Source organism: Pseudomonas sp. LBUM1672 (genome assembly GCF_059695655.1).
Genome location: NZ_CP166781.1, coordinates 5164215 through 5180079, shown reverse-complemented (window position 1 = coordinate 5180079; position 15865 = coordinate 5164215). Strand labels below are relative to the sequence as shown.

At 59.2% G+C, this 15865-nt stretch carries 11 protein-coding genes; 6 read left to right on the top strand and 5 right to left on the bottom strand.

The annotated features are described in order from the left end of the window. Positions 1 to 208: 208 nt before the first annotated feature. On the top strand, positions 209 to 1357 hold the full coding sequence (locus tag ACA053_RS23585; RefSeq protein WP_497313508.1) for a pyridoxal phosphate-dependent aminotransferase: 1149 nt from the start codon (positions 209 to 211) through the stop codon (positions 1355 to 1357). Next, positions 1345 to 2136 (top strand): amidohydrolase, encoded by a 792-nt coding sequence (locus tag ACA053_RS23580; protein WP_109634599.1) that lies wholly within the window; start codon positions 1345 to 1347, stop codon positions 2134 to 2136. Before ACA053_RS23585 ends, ACA053_RS23580 begins: the two co-directional genes overlap by 13 nt. A 205-nt stretch (positions 2137 to 2341) precedes the next feature. Here ACA053_RS23580 and leuA read toward each other — a convergent pair whose 3' ends face one another. The 4 genes from leuA to ACA053_RS23560 all read right to left on the bottom strand — a co-directional run bounded on the left by leuA (position 2342) and on the right by ACA053_RS23560 (position 7767). Then, positions 2342 to 4021 carry a 2-isopropylmalate synthase gene (gene leuA / locus ACA053_RS23575; RefSeq protein WP_109634598.1) on the bottom strand — a complete coding sequence of 560 codons (1680 nt, stop codon included), beginning with the start codon at positions 4019 to 4021 and terminating at the stop codon, positions 2342 to 2344. Positions 4022 to 4524: 503 nt separating this feature from the next. Further along, positions 4525 to 5346: a peptidoglycan DD-metalloendopeptidase family protein gene (locus ACA053_RS23570; protein ID WP_497393836.1), complete on the bottom strand. Its 822-nt coding sequence runs from the start codon at positions 5344 to 5346 to the stop codon at positions 4525 to 4527. A 3-nt stretch (positions 5347 to 5349) separates the two neighbouring features. Beyond that, complete coding sequence (xseA, locus tag ACA053_RS23565; protein ID WP_497313503.1) at positions 5350 to 6729, bottom strand: exodeoxyribonuclease VII large subunit; 1380 nt, start codon at positions 6727 to 6729, stop codon at positions 5350 to 5352. 87 nt (positions 6730 to 6816) lie between these two features. Then, positions 6817 to 7767, bottom strand: a complete 951-nt coding sequence (locus ACA053_RS23560) for a LysR family transcriptional regulator (RefSeq protein WP_497393835.1) — start codon at positions 7765 to 7767, stop codon at positions 6817 to 6819. Positions 7768 to 7867: 100 nt separating this feature from the next. On the opposite strand from ACA053_RS23560, the gene ACA053_RS23555 reads away from it, so the two are divergent. The 4 genes from ACA053_RS23555 to guaA all read left to right on the top strand — a co-directional run bounded on the left by ACA053_RS23555 (position 7868) and on the right by guaA (position 12633). Beyond that, the gene (locus tag ACA053_RS23555) at positions 7868 to 8635 is read left to right on the top strand and encodes a sulfite exporter TauE/SafE family protein (RefSeq protein ID WP_497393834.1); all 768 of its coding nucleotides are present in this window, start codon (positions 7868 to 7870) and stop codon (positions 8633 to 8635) included. A gap of 185 nt (positions 8636 to 8820) precedes the next feature. After that, complete coding sequence (locus ACA053_RS23550) at positions 8821 to 9369, top strand: sugar ABC transporter ATPase (protein WP_109634588.1); 549 nt, start codon at positions 8821 to 8823, stop codon at positions 9367 to 9369. Between the two features lie 117 nt (positions 9370 to 9486). Continuing rightward, positions 9487 to 10956 (top strand): IMP dehydrogenase, encoded by a 1470-nt coding sequence (gene guaB, locus ACA053_RS23545; RefSeq protein WP_109634587.1) that lies wholly within the window; start codon positions 9487 to 9489, stop codon positions 10954 to 10956. A 99-nt stretch (positions 10957 to 11055) separates the two neighbouring features. Next, complete coding sequence (gene guaA, locus ACA053_RS23540) at positions 11056 to 12633, top strand: glutamine-hydrolyzing GMP synthase (protein WP_109634585.1); 1578 nt, start codon at positions 11056 to 11058, stop codon at positions 12631 to 12633. 89 nt (positions 12634 to 12722) lie between these two features. On the opposite strand, the gene ACA053_RS23535 is transcribed toward guaA, so the two are convergent. Further along, positions 12723 to 15776, bottom strand: coding sequence for a membrane-targeted effector domain-containing toxin (locus ACA053_RS23535; protein WP_497393833.1), 3054 nt, complete (start codon positions 15774 to 15776; stop codon positions 12723 to 12725). Positions 15777 to 15865: the final 89 nt, after the last annotated feature.

Below are 15865 nucleotides of genomic sequence, written 5' to 3'. Positions count from 1 at the left end.
ACCGCGGTTTATCTGACAGACCGCAGTGGATGGTTTTTGGGCGGCTACGCCACCCAACGGGGATAAATCCCCTCACCACAGAGTAATGCAGTGAATGTTTTGGAAGAGGGGCGCCCACCAGGCGCCCTTTTTTTATGGGCGCCGGATGGGCTATCCTCGGGCTCTCCCGCGCCGCCGTTAGAGCCGGGTGTAGAGCAGGGAATCACCGATGATCACCAGTAAGCTGCCGAATGTCGGCATCACTATCTTCACTCAGATGTCTCAGCTCGCGGCGCAAACCGGGGCGATCAACCTGTCCCAGGGTTTTCCCGATTTCGATGCCCCGCAAGCCCTGTGCGATGCGGTCGGCCGGCACATTGCCAATGGCCACAACCAATATTCACCGATGACCGGCCTGCCGGCGCTGCGCCAGCAGATTTCGGCGAAGATCGCCCGCAGCTACGGCGTCAACGTGGATGCCGACCATGAAGTGACGGTCACGCCCGGCGCCACTCAAGCGATCTTCTGCGCGATTCAGGCGGTTATCCACAGCGGCGATGAAGTGATCGTGTTCGACCCGTGCTACGACAGTTACGAGCCGTCGGTTGAGCTGGCCGGAGGTCGTTGCGTGCATGTGCAGTTGGGCCTGAACGATTTTGCCATCGACTTTGAAAAGCTCGCCGAAGCGATTTCCCCACGCACGCGGATGATCGTTCTCAACTCGCCACATAACCCCAGTGGCGCACTGATCAGTCGTGCCGAACTGGATCAGTTGGCAGCGTTGATTCGGAATCGCGACATCTACATCGTCAGCGACGAAGTCTATGAACACCTGGTTTTCGACGGCGTGCCTCATGTCAGCGTGCTCAATCACGAAGAGCTGTATCAGCGCGCCTTCGTGGTCAGTTCCTTCGGCAAGACTTATCACGTCACCGGCTGGAAAACCGGATACGTCGTCGCCCCGCCGGCGCTCACCGCCGAGCTGCGCAAGGTGCATCAGTACGTCAGTTTCTGCGGCGTGACCCCGCTGCAATACGCCTTGGCCGACTTCATGGCCGAACATCCCGAACACATTGAAGAACTGCCGGGTTTCTACCAGGCCAAGCGCGATCTGTTCTGCGATCTGCTGGCACCGTCGCGTTTCAGCTTCAAACGGGTGACCGGCACCTATTTCCAGCTGGTCGATTACTCGCAGATTCGCCCGGACCTCAATGATGTCGAGATGGCGCTGTGGATGACCCGTGAACATGGCGTGGCGAGCATCCCGATTTCAGTGTTCTACCAGACTCCACCTGAAGGCCAGCGCCTGGTGCGCTTGTGCTTCGCCAAACGCGAGGAGACGTTGCGTGAAGCAGCGGCAAAACTATGCGTGATCTGAGTGCACTGCCCAATCTGAACGTCGCGCTGATCCAGACCACCCTGGCCTGGCACGACCGTCAGGCCAACCTCGAGCATTTCGAGCAATTGCTTGAGCAGGCTCGCGGGGCGGATCTGATTATCCTGCCGGAGATGTTCACCACCGGTTTTTCCATGGAATCGGAAACCCTCGCCGAAGCAGAAAACGGTCCGACCAGCAAATGGCTGCGCGTTCAGGCGGCGAAACTCGACGCGGTGATAACCGGCAGCGTGATCGTCCAGGCCGCCGATGGCAGCCATCGCAATCGTCTGCTGTGGGCACGGCCGGACGGGGAAGTCTGGCATTACGACAAGCGTCATCTGTTCCGCATGGCCGGCGAGCACAACCACTACACGCCGGGCGAGCGCCAAGTACAATTCGAGCTCAAGGGCTGGCGAGTGCGGCCGCTGATTTGCTACGACTTGCGTTTCCCGGTGTGGAGCCGCGATGCACAGGACACCGACCTGTTGCTGTACACCGCCAACTGGCCCGGCGCACGCCGTCAGCACTGGAACCGTTTGCTGCCGGCGCGGGCGATTGAAAACCTGTGCTACGTGGCGGCGGTGAATCGCATTGGTACCGATGGCAAAGGCTTTGCTTACACCGGTGATAGCCAGGTGCTGGATTTCCAGGGTGAGACATTGCTCAGTGCGGGCGAAGCCGATGGTGTGTTTCAGGTCGTGCTGAATGCGGCGGATCTGCAAGCCTATCGCACACGGTTTCCGGCGAATCTGGATGCCGATACTTTCGAGTTCACCTGAGATCTCGGCAGCCTGAGCTGGCCTCATCGCGAGCAGGCTCGCTCCCACAGTTGATCGATGTGAACACAGATTTTGTGTACACCAAAAATCTCCTGTGGGAGCGAGCCTGCTCGCGATGAGGCCATGACAGGCACCACAAAAATGCCAGGCAAACAAAAAGGCCCCAAGGTTCGCACCTTGGGGCCTTTTGCATTTCAGCGAAGGGTTATGCCGCTTTCGCTTCCGGTTGGCTCAGGGAGCGGTTCAGCGCGCTGAACAGGGCCTTGAAGCTCGCGGTGGTGATGTTTTCATCGATGCCGACGCCATGCACCGCACGTTCACCGTTCACACGCAGTTCAATGTAGGCCGCGGCCTTGGCATTGGTGCCCGCGCCGATCGCGTGTTCGTTGTAGTCCATGATCTCAACCGGAATCGGCAGGCCGGCCACCAGGGCTTCCAGCGCGCCGTTGCCCTTGCCGCGCCAGTGCAGGTTGGTTTCGCCCTGGCCCTTGCCCGAGACTTCCACTTCGACGGCGCTGTGGCCGTTCTCTTCCTGCAGGCGATGGCTGACCAGCGCATACGGGGTGTTGGCCTGCAAATACTCGCTGTGCAGCAAGGCGTGGATCTGCTGGGCGGTCATCTCAAGGCCCAGGCGATCGGTTTCACGCTGTACGACCTGGCTGAACTCGATCTGCATGCGACGCGGCAAGCTGATGCCGTATTCCTGCTCCAGCAGGTAGGCGATACCGCCCTTGCCCGACTGGCTGTTGACGCGGATGACCGCCTCGTAGCTGCGGCCGATGTCGGCCGGGTCGATCGGCAAGTACGGCACTTCCCACAGGGTGTCCGGTTTCTGCTGAGCGAAGCCCTTGCGGATGGCGTCCTGGTGCGAGCCGGAGAACGCGGTGTGAACCAGGTCGCCGACATATGGGTGACGCGGGTGAACCTGGATCTGGTTGCATTCTTCGACGACTTTGCGCACGCCGTCTATGTCGGAGAAGTCCAGCTCAGGGTGAATGCCCTGGGTGTAGAGGTTCAACGCCACGGTCACGAGGTCGACGTTACCGGTACGCTCGCCGTTGCCGAACAGGCAGCCTTCGACTCGGTCCGCTCCGGCCATCAAGCCCAGTTCGGTGGCCGCAACGCCCGTGCCACGGTCATTGTGCGTGTGCAGGCTGATGATCACGCTGTCACGACGGTTGATGTGACGGCCGAACCATTCGATCTGGTCGGCATAAATGTTCGGGGTCGCGCATTCGACGGTGGCCGGCAGGTTGAGGATCACCTTGTGCTCAGGCGTCGGGTTCCAGACTTCGATCACCGCGTCGCAGACTTCCTTGGCGAATTCCAGTTCGGTCGCGCTGAAGGTTTCCGGCGAGTATTCGAACGTCCACTGGGTGTTCGGCTGCTGGGCGGCGTATTTGACGAACAGCTTGGCCGCGTTCACGGCGATGGCCTTGACCCCTTCCTTGTCCTGGTTGAAGACAATGCGGCGGAAGGACGGGGAGGTCGCGTTGTACAAGTGAACGATGGCTTTCTTCGCCCCGCGCAGGGATTCGAAAGTGCGCTCGATCAAGTCTTCACGGCCCTGGGTCAGCACCTGAATGGTGGTGTCGTCCGGGATGTGGTTGCCTTCGATCAAGGTACGGACGAAGTCGAAGTCGGTTTGCGACGCGGCCGGGAACGACGCTTCGATTTCTTTCACACCGACCTGCACCAGGGTTTTCCAGAAACGCAGCTTCTTGACCGCGTCCATTGGCTCGATCAGCGACTGGTTGCCGTCACGAAGGTCGGAGCTGCACCAGATCGGCGCTGCGGTGATGGTCTTCGATGGCCAGGTGCGGTCCGGGATATCGATGGTCGGGAACGCGCGGTATTTCGAAGACGGGTCTTTGAGCATGCTCATCGGGAAATCCTTATTGTGTGGGCCGAAAAAAGGCGGCCTGCCGGTGGATCAATTGTTCTTGGGGAAAAGCGTAGGGCGAGGCACCGCGATTCAGCCCGGCAGTCGTGCGCTGACGAGGCACAGGCTGCGGTGCTGGCGAAGCTGAATGAGGGTGTGAGAGGTTTTCATGCCTTCAACCCTAACCTCGGGGGTGGAGGATGGCAAGCAGTCGAAAAAAATTGAGAGGAATACCCGAAAAAGCGATTTTGTCGCGATTTTATTGCTTTGAATGGGAATGATCGTTTTTATGTTTGCGCGAGGCTTGAGGGATGCGCAATTGAAGAAGTCGAGCTGTGTCGATGCAAAGACCCAAGTTGTCGGGAGATGCTTCGGCGATTTTGAGGCCGTCTTCGCGGGCAAGCCACGCTCCCACAGTGGACGGGTGTGGATCACACATTCGTAATCCAACTCGGAACCTGTGGGAGCGGGCTTGCCCGCGAAGAGGCCAGTAGCCTCACAGATGACTAAGGCTGAAACGCGCCAATAAAAATCGCCGGATCCACCCGCGCATCATTCAGGCTGACATTCCAGTGCATATGCGGCCCGGTCGCCCGCCCGGTGGCGCCGACTTTCCCGACCACGCCACCGCGAGCCAGTTGCTGCCCCACCTTCACATCAATCTTCGACATGTGGCAGAACATGCTGATAAAGCCCTGCCCATGGTCGACAAACACCGTGTTGCCATTGAAGAAGTAGTTGCCGATCAGGATCACCTTGCCCGCCGCCGGGGTCTTGATGGGTGTGCCGGCACCCACGGCGAAATCCAGGCCCGAATGCGGATTGCGCTCTTCACCATTAAAGAAACGGCGCACACCAAACTTGCTCGACAGCGGACCGTTGACCGGTTTGTCCAGCAGCAGGTTGCTCGGGGTGTTCGGACTGAACGTGCGGTAGGCGGCGATTTGCTCGGCCAGCTCGCGCTCGATGCGCTTAAGGTTCTCCGGGTTCGGATTGACCTGCTGCGTATTCTTCAGGGTGATGCGCTGTTCCGGGTACTTCTTGTTGCCGACGGTGAAACCTAGATTACGGCCGCCGCTGCTGATCGACTGCGCGCCCGGCTTGGCGGTCAACGGCACGCCGACAATCGCCAGCCAGTTGTTCTGTTCCTTGACCACCAGCACTGGTTTGCCTTGATAGCTGGCTTTCGGCGCCTGGGCAGAAGCGCCCAGATCCACCACGGCCACGCCACCCGGCACCGGTTTGTTCAATAGACGGGTGATGTAACTGTCGGCGTGGGCATTGAAGGTCAGGCACAGCAACAACAGCGGAGCTAAAAAACGCGGCATGGATCAATCCAGTAAAGAAAGGGTGACAGGCGTCAGGTGATTGTCTTCAACCCGGACCTGCAGCTCGCCGTTGCCCAGTTTGGCTTTTAGGCGCTGACCGGTATGGGTTTGTTCGGCACTGCGGATCGCGTTGCCGCGTTCATCCAGCAGAATGCTGTAGCCACGGGCGAGGGTGGCCAGCGGGCTGACCACCTGCAACGTCTGCACCTGACTTTGCAATTGCAGGCGACGGGCCTTGAGCCCTTCGCGCATGGCGCGCGGCAGGCGTTCGGCGAAGCTGTCGAGGCGCTGACGAAGCATCGCCAGTTGCCGTCCCGGGTGTTGCCCGGCGAGGCGGGTTTCCAGGCGAATCAGCCGTTCGCGACGGGTATTCAAACTGCGTTCAAAGGCGCGGCGCATGCGCATGTCCAGGTCGTCCAGACGTTGCGCTTGTTGGCGCAGACGTTCGCCAGGATGACGCAGACGGCGGGACATGCCTTCCAGGCGCAGCCGATCGCGCATCAGGCGGTCGCGGATGCGCATCACCAGGCGCCGATGCAGGCTTTCGACCCGGCGCACCAGGTCGCTGGAATCCGGTGCAAGCAATTCGGCGGCGGCGGACGGCGTCGGGGCGCGAACGTCGGCCACGAAGTCACTGATCGAGACGTCGGTTTCATGGCCGACGGCGCTGACAATCGGCGTCACGCAGGCATCCACGGCGCGGGCCACGGCTTCTTCGTTGAAACACCAGAGGTCTTCCAGCGAACCGCCGCCACGGGCGAGGATCAGTGCGTCGAAACCACGGGCGTCTGCCAGTTTCAGCGCGCGGACGATCTGCGCGGTCGCTTCGCGGCCCTGCACGGCGGTCGGTATCAGTGTCAACTGGACCTGCGGTGCGCGGCGGCGAAAGACGCTGATGATGTCGCGAATCACCGCGCCAGTCGGCGAGCTGATAATACCGATGCGCTGCGGATGCGCCGGCAGCGGCACTTTACGCTCGGCGCTGAACAGGCCTTCGGCGCTGAGTTTTTCTTTCAATGCATCGAAAGCCAGACGCAGCGCGCCGTCACCGGCCGGCTCGACGGTGTCGAGGATCAGCTGATAGTCGCCACGCCCCTCGAACAGCGAAACCTTGCCGCGCACCTTGACCGCCAGGCCGTCCTTCAGCGCCTGACGGACCCGTGCCGCGTTCTGCCGAAACAGCGCGCAACGCACTTGGGCGCCGCTGTCTTTCAAGGTGAAATACACGTGCCCGGACGCCGGCCGAGCGAGGTTGGAGATTTCGCCTTCGACCCAGATGTTGCTGAACACGTCTTCAAGCAACACCCGCGCGCGGCCGTTGAGCTGGCTGACAGTCAGGACTTCACGGTCCAGGCCGAGTCTTGCAAAGGGATCTTTAATCATGGGGCGCAGTTTAAAGGCATTCGGCAAACAAACTCCACGATCCAACAAAAATCCCCTTGTGGGAGCGGGCTTGCTCGCGAATGCGGATTAACATTCAGCATGTATGTCGACTGACACGCCGTCTTCGCGAGCAAGCCCGCTCCCACAGGGATTTGTGCAGGTATTGATGAAGTGTTGAACCAGCGCGGTGGGATTTTGCTTGCAGGCGAGGGCGACGGTGCTGTGGCAATCCGGATCGGCCAGGGGTAGGAAGTGGATGTCGGGCGGTGCAATGTCCTGCATCGATTCCGGCAGCAGGGCGATGCCGAAACCGGCCTGAATCAATTGCAGTTGCGTGGTTTTGCGCGACACCACCCGCGCCGCTTTCGGGAAGAATCCCTGGCGCATGCACAACTCGGCGGACAGATAGCTCAATCCGCCACGTTGCGGATGAGGAATGGAGATAAAGGCCTCATCCTTCAATTGCGCCAAGTCGATGGCTTGCGCGGACTTATCCACAGCCAGTCTGTGATTGGGCGGCACGGCCAGCAGCAAGCGCTCGTTATATAGAGGAACAATGTGCACGCCTTCACGTTGGCGCAATACCGGCAGGCGCAGCAGTCCGACATCCAGCCGATTGTCGGCCAGCGCTTCGAGTTGCGCTTCGGAAGACAGTTTGACGATCTCCATGGACACGCCGACGTGCCGGTCCAGATAGTCGCTGATGCCTCGCAGTAAACGGCCACTCATGGGCACGGTGCTGGAATGGCTGAGGCGCAAGGTGCCGAGCTCTCCACTGCCGACCTGGGTGGCCATCTCACTGGCTTTAGTCAGTTCATTCAGCAGGTTTCTGGCTCGGGGCAAGAAGGCTTCACCGGCCGCCGTCAGTCGGGGCTGGCGTGCAGTACGTTGGAACAAAGGCGTTTGCAGTCGGGTTTCCATGTCCTTTATTTGCCGGCTCAGGGCCGACTGGGCAATGAACAGCCGTTCGGCTGCGGCACTGAAACTCCCGCAATCGGCGATTTCCACGAAGTAACGCAATTGGCGGGTTGAAAGCACAAGGCATGCCTTTTTGAGATGGGTGAGTGGCGTTGAAGATATTAGTCGCAAGCCTCGGCGCTGGCTAAAGTCATCACAGTTATTCAAGGAAGCCGTGCAAATGAATGTGCTTGAGTTGTTGCACCAATGGCCATTCGGCGCCACGGATTGGCTGGTGATCGGATTGGGCATCGCCCTGGCTTACATCGTGTTTGGTATCGCCGGGTTTGGCACGGCGTTGGTGGCGGGGCCGATTCTGATTCTGTTCATGCCGCTATCGAAGATTGTGCCGTTGCTGGTGCTACTGGATTTCGTCGCGGCGTTCGGCAATCTGCTGCCTTCGCGGCGGGATGTGGCGAAACCCGAGTTGCTGCGGCTGCTGCCCTGCATGGCGGTGGGCTGCACGCTGGGGGTGATCTTTCTGCTGAACCTCAAATCCGATGTGTTGTTGCTGTTGATGGGGCTGTTTATCAGCGCCTACGCGATTTACAGCTTGTGGGTCAAAACCCGGCCGACGCAATTGTCCGCCGGTTGGGCTGTGCCGATGGGCACGGTGGGCGGGATGTTCGGAGCATTGTTTGGCAGTGGCGGCTTTTTATATGCGATCTATCTGAACAGTCGGTTGCCGAAAGAGGCGGCGCGGGCGACCCAGAGTGCGCTGATCAGTTGCAGCACCGTGGTGCGCTTGAGCCTGTTTGCCGTCGCCGGTGTCTATGCCGAGCTACCCTTATTGATACTGGCCGTGTGTTTGTTGCCGGCCATGGCATTGGGGCTGTGGGTCGGGCGGCGATTGACCATGAGATTGTCCCGCGAGGCGTTCGTGCGGCTGGTGACCTGGCTGGTGCTGACCAGCGGGATTGCCTTGATCGGGCGTTATTTGAGTACTTGACCGGATTTCCTCAGGGATTAAGCTGCCGGCCGCCCTGACGCTATCGCGGGCAAGCCCGCTCCCACAGTGACCGGGGTGAACATAACTTTTATGTACACCGCCAATCCTTGTGGGAGCGGGCTTGCCCGCGATAGCGTCGGGTGGCACACCGCAGAACTTTCTCTTTAACGCAGTAGGCTGCATCCATGAATTCGCAAAGCATCATCGTCCCGAAAATCTCCACGCTGCCGGTGCATGAACCCCGGGCCCGGGCGGTCGTGCGCTGGCTGGTGCGCAAGAACATCGTCAAAGAAGAACTGACCACCTGTGGCCGCACGGGTAATCGCATGGCTCACGCCATCGGCGACGGTGCCCGCGCTGTGGTGCTTCACCCGGAAGCCCTGCCTTTCGGCGAGCCGATCAATGGCCTGGAAATCATCACCAAGCGTTGCATTTACACGCCGGCCAAGGGTTTCCTGGAGGAGGCGGGTTGCGCCGAGTGCCGCAAGGAAGTCGGCGAAGCGCTGTTCGAAAGCCTGGAAGACTGGATGCCGGGGCGCACCGATAACTTCACCTGCCCGGAATGCGGGCATGAAGACGACATCAACGGCTTTCTTTTCCTGCAGGAGTGCGGTTTTTCCAACCTGGGTTTCATCTTCAACAACTGGGCCGAGGCCGGGTTCAAGCAGAGCTTTATCGATGAATTTGCCGATTGGCTCGATCAGCCTGTCAGTTGGGTGAAAGTCGAGTTGTAGGAAGCGACAATCCCCGTATATCAGTAATGCTAATAATAGACAGAGTTTTACATTGAACCCGAGGGGGTGTCTGACTATAATGGCGCGCTTCCATTTTCCCGCTCGGGAGCCCCCGCGATGCTGCGTATCAGCCAAGAAGCTCTGACATTCGACGACATTCTCCTAGTGCCTGGTTATTCCGAGGTGCTTCCTAACGAAGTCAGTCTCAAGACCCGCCTAACCCGTGGCATCGAGCTGAATATTCCTCTGGTTTCTGCCGCCATGGACACCGTCACTGAAGCCCGTCTGGCAATTGCCATGGCTCAGGAAGGTGGCATCGGCATCATCCACAAGAACATGACCATCGAGCAGCAAGCTGCCGAAGTCCGCAAGGTCAAGCGTTACGAAGCCGGTGTGGTCAAGGACCCGATCACGATCGAGGCCGACGCCACCGTTCGTGAACTGTTCGAACTGACCCGCCAGCACAACATCTCCGGCGTTCCGGTTTTGCACAATGGCGACCTGGTCGGCATCGTCACTTCCCGTGACGTGCGTTTCGAAAATCGTCTGGAAGCCACTGTCCGCGAAGTGATGACGCCTAAAGAGCGTCTGGTCACGGTCAAGGAAGGCGCCGACAAGAACGACGTTCGCGAGCTGTTGCACAAACACCGCATCGAACGCGTCCTGATCGTCGACGACAAATTCGCCCTCAAAGGCATGATGACCGTCAACGACATCGAAAAAGCCAAGGCTTACCCGCTGGCCAGCAAGGACGATCAAGGTCGTCTGCGCGTTGGCGCTGCCGTCGGCACCGGTAAAGACACCGGTGACCGCGTAGCTGCCCTGGTCAATGCCGGCGTTGACGTAGTGGTGGTCGACACCGCTCACGGTCACTCCAAAGGCGTGATCGACCGCGTTCGCTGGGTCAAACAGAATTTCCCTGAAGTGCAGGTCATCGGCGGCAACATCGCCACCGGCGCTGCCGCCAAGGCCCTGGCCGAAGCCGGCGCTGACGCAGTCAAGGTCGGTATCGGCCCGGGCTCGATCTGCACCACCCGTATCGTCGCCGGTGTCGGCGTCCCGCAAATCAGTGCCATCGCCAACGTCGCCGCTGCCCTTGAAGGCACCGGCGTTCCGTTGATCGCCGACGGCGGCATCCGGTTCTCCGGTGACCTGTCCAAGGCCATCGTAGCCGGTGCTTCCTGCGTGATGATGGGCTCGATGTTCGCCGGTACTGAAGAAGCGCCGGGCGAGATCGAACTGTTTCAGGGTCGTTCGTACAAGGCTTACCGCGGCATGGGTTCGCTGGGCGCCATGTCCCAGGCTCAAGGTTCTTCCGACCGTTACTTCCAGGACTCCTCCGCGGGCGCCGAGAAGCTGGTTCCGGAAGGCATCGAAGGGCGTGTTCCTTATAAGGGCAGCCTGAGCGCCATCATCCATCAACTGATGGGCGGCCTGCGTTCCTCGATGGGCTACACCGGCAGTGCCGACATCGAAGAAATGCGCACCAAGCCTGAGTTCGTGCGGATCACCGGCGCTGGCATGGCCGAGTCCCACGTCCACGACGTACAGATCACCAAAGAAGCGCCAAACTACCGCGTAGGTTGAGGCTTCCAGCAAAAAGTTAAGTAACCGGGGCTGTTTTATTCAGCCCCGAGTTGTTTCTGAATCACGACTGTTTCTGAATTACTTAGACGAGACTGAATCATGGCCCTCGACATTCACGCTCACCGCATCCTGATCCTCGATTTCGGTTCCCAGTACACCCAACTGATTGCCCGCCGCGTGCGTGAAATCGGCGTGTACTGCGAACTGCATCCGTTCGATATGGATGAAGAAGCGATTCGCGAATTCGCTCCAAAAGGCGTCATTCTCGCCGGCGGCCCCGAGTCCGTGCACGAAGCCAACAGCCCTCGCTGCCCGCAAGCGGTGTTCGACCTGGGCGTACCGGTCTTCGGTATCTGCTACGGCATGCAGACCATGGCTGAACAGCTGGGTGGCAAGGTTGAAGGTTCCGAGCTGCGTGAGTTCGGTTACGCCCGCGTTGACGTAGTCGGCAAGAGCCGCCTGCTCGACGGCATCGAAGATCACATCGACGCTGATGGCCTGTTCGGCCTCGACGTGTGGATGAGCCACGGTGACAAAGTCACCAAGATGCCGCAGGAATTCCACATCCTGGCCAGCACCCCGAGCTGCCCGATTGCCGGCATGTTCGACGACGCTCGCGGCTACTACGGCGTGCAGTTCCACCCGGAAGTGACCCACACCAAGCAGGGCGGTCGCATCCTGTCGCGCTTCATCCTCGACATCTGCGGCTGTGAAGCCCTGTGGACGCCGTCGAAGATCGCTGAAGACGCCATCGCCCAGGTTCGCGCCCAAGTCGGCACCGACAACGTCTTGCTCGGCCTGTCCGGCGGCGTTGACTCCTCGGTGGTTGCCGCGCTGTTGCACAAAGCCATCGGCGACCAGCTGACCTGCGTCTTCGTCGACAACGGCCTGCTGCGTCTGCACGAAGGCGAGCAAGTGATGGCCATGTTCGCCGAGAACATGGGCGTCAAGGTGATCCGCGCCAACGCTGAAGACCAGTTCCTCGACAACCTGGCTGGCGAAAGCGACCCAGAGAAGAAGCGCAAGATCATCGGCCGTACCTTCATCGACGTCTTCGATGCCCAGTCCAACAAACTGGACAACATCAAGTACCTCGCCCAAGGCACCATCTACCCGGACGTGATCGAGTCGGCTGGCGCCAAAAGCGGCAAGGCTCACGTGATCAAGTCGCACCACAACGTGGGCGGCCTGCCGGAAGAAATGAACCTCAAGCTGGTTGAACCCCTGCGCGAGCTGTTCAAGGACGAAGTCCGTCGTCTGGGCCTGGAACTCGGCCTGCCGTACGACATGGTCTACCGTCACCCGTTCCCGGGCCCGGGCCTGGGCGTGCGGATTCTCGGTGAAGTGAAGAAGGAATACGCCGACCTGCTGCGTCGCGCCGACCACATCTTCATCGAAGAACTGCGCAAGGCCGACTGGTACCACAAGGTCAGCCAGGCATTCGTGGTGTTCCAGCCGGTGAAATCGGTTGGCGTTGTAGGCGATGGCCGTCGTTACGCCTGGGTCGTGGCCCTGCGTGCCGTGGAAACCATCGACTTCATGACCGCGCGTTGGGCACACCTGCCTTACGAACTGCTGGAAACCGTCAGCGGCCGGATCATCAACGAAATCGAGGGCATCTCCCGCGTCACATACGACGTGTCGAGCAAGCCGCCAGCGACGATCGAGTGGGAGTGATCCCGGTCTGACTGATCGTCCGTGACAACCGAAAGGCCCCGTGAATGTGAGTTCACGGGGCCTTTTGCGTATCGCGGTACGGTGTTTTCCTACATGGGCAAGCGTCCTTCGAGTTTCATGCCCATGCGGGTGAGGGCGTGCGAGAGATCGACCAGTCCAGAGTAAGGTTTTTGATGGATATCGGCCCAGGCGGGGCGATTGACCAGGTATTGCCCATCGGCTGTTCGTTCAACCAGCGTTTCGGTGATCAGACCGGTCCTGCTGCGATGGATCAGTGTCCAGGCTCCATTGGATTCCTTGAAGGAGAACATTCCCTGACGGAACAGGATGCGATCTATTTCAACCGGGGTTCGTTGCAGCATGGGCAAGGGGACCTGCAGGTTGATATCGGCATACAAGGTGTCGAAATCTCCATGAAAGTTGACGGGAAGCGGGCTGGCATTACGGCCCATCTCTACGCCGTGATCTATCTCTATTTGCAGGCTGTGTTCGGGAAGTACCTCCTCAATACGCAAACCGATACCGCCATTCATTTCACTGATGCCGGCCATCCCTCTAAAGGTATTGGTGTTTTCCTGGCCTGTCAGTACGACCCATTTACCTGTCCTGCCAAGCGCTTCATCGGCACGCATGATCGCAGTGGTGAGGTAGTTTTTAATGGATTGTTCCTGAACGTCAATGAAGGACGATGCTGGATAGCGGTAACTTGCGAGACAGTCGATCGCCTGGATCCGGATACCGTTCTCGCGAGCCACCTTGACGACCTCAAGGGGGGTGAACTGTCCGGTCGGATCGCTTTGTAACTGCTTCAGATATTTTTCGAGCATGCCGTCCATCTTTTCGCTTCTGGCGAAAATATTCAGGTCTAACTGATTGAAATCGTTGAGCAAGCGATGCATATAGATCGTCTTGACGCCTTGCCGGGCCAATGTCTGCATGTTCTCGATCAGGAACTGCATGCTGGCAATTCGATCCTGGCTTTCACCAATCACTAACCCGGGCGCGGCGTCGAATATCTTCTCGATGAGTTCCTGCACGGTCATGGATGGCGTAATGACGGGTTGTACCGGACGTGCTGGTAATGAGGAAAAAAAGTTCTTTTTCGAAAGCGCGGCGCGAGTATCGCTCAATAGGGTTGCGCGACGTCCAGCGACGAACTCTTCATACGGAGTCATCCCTTTTAGGCGCCCATCGGGAAGGTTGATGACTTTTATATGCGTTTCTTTTTTACCTAGCGCCAGGACGTTAAGTGACCGCCCATTGGGGGTATCGTATTTCGTCGAGGGTACGCGAAGTTCTTCCGGTGGTCGGACAGGGTCGGGCAACCGGGACGGTCCCGGAACAGCGGCGAGGCCGTCGTTGCCGCCAGCCTTTAAACCGGATTTCGGTATCAGCTCCCACTCGCCCTCGTCATTCAAGTGGACAGGTATCGATCCTGAGGAGGCGTGAGGGTTTGCCGGGTCGATGATGGCCCAGTTACCGCCGCCGTTGATGTCGGCTTCGTAGCGCACGTAGTAAGCCACGTCGTTCATCATGATGGCAGTCGAGGGGTTGGAGTTGAGTGTGTAGATGCCCTGGAACTTGCCACTGGTGGCGAGTGGCGCCTCACTTTCCAGAATCTCGTTGCTTTGCCAGTTCTCCGGTACTTCAAAGTGCTGTGCCGGTGCCGGTGCCGGTCTCAGGGGGATGAACTCTTGAAGTTGAGTGGTTGCGCGCTCTGAACCGTCAGATACCTCCGGGTCTTGTGCACCGATCGGCTCAGAAGGGTTGTTGGCCTCCTGCAGCCTGGCCATTTCGGCGGCTTCGGCGGCCTCGGCTGAAGCGCCGACTTCCTCCAGAACTTCGACCTCCTTGAGCAGCGGAAGGTTGAACAGGAGGTTGATGCCATCCAGCACGGCGCCTTTGACGCCGGCCTTGCGCTCCGCCACGGTTTTGCCGTTGACGGCCTTGTCGATGTTCAAGCCCATTGAAGCGATGCTGGCTCCAATCACCGGCAGCGCAATCGGCCAGCCGAGCAGTGCCAGCGGTCCGAAGACGTGCAGCCCGGCAGTCAGGTAGCCGAGCCACATGCCTTTGCGCAGTTGTCCATTGGTGACCAGGGACAGATCCGCTTCTTCCGACATCGCGCTCCGGACATTGCCGCTCAGCCATGTAAACGCGTCGCCGCCGATGGTGATGTTCTTCTGATTGATCAAATGGTGGTCGTATTTGCCCCACGTGCCCACCAACTGATTCATCAGGGGCGTGATGTTGTCGTGGATTTCCTGACGCACCGACAGCGGGAAATGGGTCATGAATTCGGCATAGCGCGCGTCATCGTTCATTTGCAGCAAGATCCACCAGTGCATGTCCGTCAGCGTCGGATGCACATGGAAGGCTTCTGCGGCGCCGGGAACGTAGGTGATTTGCCGGCCACTGCTGTCGACAATGCGCAGAATGTCCGTGGCGACATGCCCGGCGACGTCAAGGGCGCACACCCGCAGGTCGGCGGGAACAGAGGTTTGCGCACGCAAGGTCTCCAGGGTGATCGGCCAGCTTTTGTCAGCGGCGACGGCCCGGATGAGGGTTTGAAACTCTTCCTCCTGGAGCGTACCGTTTTCCCGTGCCTCGACGGCTTTACTCAGGAAATTGCATTTCGCCAAGGCCCGGTAGTCATCGAAATGTGCGCTCCAGTAGGCGTTCAGTTTGTTCAGATAACGGTCGCTGAAGGTCTCGTGCCAGAAGTCCTTGAGCACTTCGCTGGGGTACATCCGCACTTCATTGGTTTCGTTGAAAATGCTCGCGGTAGCGTCAGCGGTGTAAAACCCGCCGTAAGCGTCCAGTTGGTCGGCGTAGTCCTGATCGGTGACGTAATACCGATGAATGACCAGTTGAGTCAGGGTCATTGATTCACTGGGTTTAGGACCGTGTTCCCAGCCGAGGAAGGCCTTGGTGCTGCTGGCTGACACATTGTTGAACCGATGCCACCAGACCCGATCCGGGTCCAGGCCGGTAATGCCATGCTTTGCGAGGATTTCGGTGGCCATCGCATGGGCTTCTTCCTGCAAGTCGGGACAGGCCGTGACGATGACGGGCGCGATGACTTTCAGCTGATCCTTATCGGCGGCAGTGGTGGGCACTTCAATTTGTTGATCAACAGGCATGCTCTCGCTCCTTGAGAAAATGGGCGGTGAGAATGGCCCATTTGCTCAAGGCAAGTGCACTACATAGTTATGCCCAAACGCGATTCTGA